Annotated in this window: 2 protein-coding genes; both read right to left on the minus strand. The window is 51.6% G+C overall.

What is annotated here, in order from left to right; translation table 11 throughout:
* On the minus strand, nucleotides 1-1,205 hold a 1,205-nt coding region (locus tag Q0256_RS05960; RefSeq protein ID WP_297961093.1), incomplete at its 3' end, for an RNB domain-containing ribonuclease.
* On the minus strand, nucleotides 1,202-2,242 hold a 1,041-nt coding region (locus tag Q0256_RS05965), incomplete at its 5' end, for a hypothetical protein (protein ID WP_297961096.1). The genes Q0256_RS05960 and Q0256_RS05965, both read right to left, overlap by 4 nt.

Consider the following 2,242-nt stretch of genomic DNA (forward strand, 5'->3'; position numbering starts at 1 on the left):
GGGGTGTCAGTCTCAAAGCGAGTGGAGCTTATAAAACCGCGCTCATCAAGCGTTATGCGAAGCTCCTTGGTGCGAAAATCAAATCCGCGCTTTAGCCTCGCGCGGCGCAGGCGCTCGCAAATTTCATTAAGCGGCAAGAGCCAGCTTAAAATTTCAGGCTCGCACGCCTTGCGGGTGCGTAAAATTTCATCGACCTCGTCGTAATTGTAGCGGCGCTTTGATCTTATGATCGCTTCGAAAAGCTCCTCTTTTTGCGGGTTTAAATTTTCATCCAAAGAAATTTTAAAAACAAAAGCCAGCCTCGGCAAATCCGGCATCAGCGAGCAGATATTTTCGCTAAGCTCGCGCGGTAGCATCGGCACGGATCTGTGCGGAAAATATATCGAAAAGCCGCGAAATTTCGCCTCCTTATCGATCGGCGAGTATTCGCTTACATATTCGCTCACGTCGGCGATCGCGACGTAAAGCGTGCGCTCTTTTACGTCAAAATAGATCGCGTCGTCGAAGTCCTTGGCGTCGATGGGATCGATAGTGCAAAAGGGCAAATGCTGCAAATCCACGCGCTGCGGATACAGCGCCTCGTCCACTTCTCTGCCGAAGCTCGCGGCTTGCTGCTTGCACGCTTCGTTAAATTCGTCGTTCTTATCGTAGATCGCTAAAGAAATTTTCTCATCGACGAAGGGATCGGCTAAGTTTCCGATCACCTCGGTGATTTCGTTCGTTAGATTATCGATCTTTAAAAGGGTGTCTGACGGCAGCTGCTTTAGCGATTTTTGCGTGGCTTTGAGCGGATTTGCGAGGCCGGTTTTGACGTTCACGCCTAAAATTTCGCGCCCGAAGCTTTTGGTATAAACCACGCTCGTTAAAAATGCGGGCTTGACGCACATCAGCACCTTTGCGTGCAGGCGGGACTTTCTTGAGCTTAAAATTTTTGCTAGGATCAGATCGCCCAGATGCACGCCGCTTAAATATCTGTTTTCGATGATGAGATCTGCCTTGAAGCGGTCGTCGAAGCTTTGCAGATAGCCCGTGCCGTCGCGCGCGATGTCGAGCCTGCCGAAAACATAGCCGTCCTTTAGGTAGAGCTTGCCCTTGTGCGCGCTGATAGCGCCGATATTTAAGAGGTTGCGCACGAGCTCCTTTTGCTCGCCGCTAAGATCCTTTTCAAATACGCCCGAGTTGAAGGCGCGCAGGAACTCTCTCATATCGAAATTTCACCTTTCGCCTCTAAAAACGCTTCCTGCTCGAAGCCGAACTCGACTAGTAAATTTAAAGCGTTGTCGATGCTAAGCTCGTCGAAGTGATGGTAGATATTGACCGCGGTTTTGGCGATCTTTAGCATTGCGTAGCGGGATTTGTTCTCAAAAGGCGCGTCGTCGGGGGCGTTTGAATACAGCGCGTCCTGCGCGATCTGCTCTAGCCCGAAATGCGCAAATAGCGCGTGCGAGACGCTTTCACGGTTCGTGCCGCTAAATTCCATCTCCACATCGGTAAAATCCTGCGGAAAGATCGAGCCCTTGATGGCATGGTAAAATTCCTCCGCCTTGCCCGCCGCACACACCTGCTCGTCGATAAAAACCCGCCCGAACTCCACTAAAATCACGCTTGAAAGGATGTTTTGCTCGATCTGCGGGTAGGATTTGATCCACGAAAACATAAGCAGATTTCGCAGCAGCGAGACCTGCGTGAGCTTTTCGCGATCGATGCGATACGCCTGCAAATCCGGCTTTAGCATCTCGTCGAATACGGCGAATAGAAAAAACGCCCGCATCTGCTCGCGCCCGTAAAGCTCAAACGCTCGCTGTAAATTTAGCGTCTTTAGTGTAGCGGCATCCTTCTCCTGTCCCTGCTGCTGCGCTCTCCCACATTCTTGCTTCTGTTTTTGCTTCTGCGCTTGCCCCTGCTCCTGCTCTCGTTCTTGCTGTTGCGTTTGTGCGGCTTGCGTAGAGATGCTCGAACCTAGCGCGCAATCAGCTCTCGCGGCGACGTGCTGATTTTGCCGCTGCGTATCGCTTGCTGCTTGCGAGGGGTTAAATTTAAAATTCTCGTCGCTGCAGTTCGCGCCGTTTGCGTCATTTGGATGATTAAATTTAAGACTATCGCCCTGCCCTGCTAAGTCTGCACCTTTTTGCTCGCTCGAGGTGCACTCGTTTTGCCGCCACTCGTTTGCGGCGTCTTGCAAGCTGTGTTCTATGGGCTTTGCGCCTTGTAGATCGCGCCGCTCATCCGCAGCAGCAAAATT

This window comes from uncultured Campylobacter sp., from assembly GCF_937949835.1.
Classification (GTDB): domain Bacteria; phylum Campylobacterota; class Campylobacteria; order Campylobacterales; family Campylobacteraceae; genus Campylobacter_B.